Source organism: bacterium (assembly GCA_029210965.1).
Classification (GTDB): Bacteria; BMS3Abin14; BMS3Abin14; order BMS3Abin14; family BMS3Abin14; genus JALHUC01.
Map to the genome: position 1 here is coordinate 1 of JARGFZ010000126.1, position 671 is coordinate 671.

Consider the following 671-nt stretch of genomic DNA (forward strand, 5'->3'; position numbering starts at 1 on the left):
CCGGAGCTGTGGTTGAATCCACCTTTAACTGGTATTGGCTGGTAGATCTGCTCATGGATGCGGGCTACCAGGTTCATCTGGCCAACCCGACAGCCATTCAGAAGTACAAGGGGCTCAAGTATCCGGACGACACCCACGACGCTTGCTGGCTGGCGGAGATGCTCGGGCTGGGCCTTCTTCCTACGGGGCACATTTACCCGAAGGAGGAGAGAGCTGTTCGCGATCTGCTCAGAAAGAGAGCGCACTTGGCCAGGATCCGCACCTCTTTGATTCTCAGTCTTCAGAGTATCATCGCCAGGAACTGCGGCAAGCGGATCAAGAGCAACGATATCAAACGGCTTCGTGAGGATATGATCGCCCCTATTCTGGAATACAACGAAGATCTGGCGCTAGCCGGAGAAGTGAGCAAGGAGATGATCGACTACCTTACGCGCAAAATACGGAGCGTGGAGCTGTTCATCGAGGGGAAGGTGGAGAAGAAGGAGACCTACCGATACTTGCACACCATGCCCGGTGTCGGCAGGGTGCTTGGCCTGACGATCTGTCTGGAGACGGGTGATATCAGTCGTTTTGCCAATGTAGGCAACTATAGTTCTTACTGTCGGAAGGTTCCCAGCCGATGGACGAGCAACGACAAGCGCAAGGGCAAAGGCAACATAAAAAACGGGATC

General features: G+C 54.4%; 1 protein-coding gene. It reads left to right on the forward strand.

Annotated features, from left to right (window positions below):
- Positions 1 to 671, forward strand: a 671-nt coding sequence (locus tag P1S59_14605) for a transposase (GenBank protein MDF1527455.1), incomplete at both ends; no start/stop codon positions are given.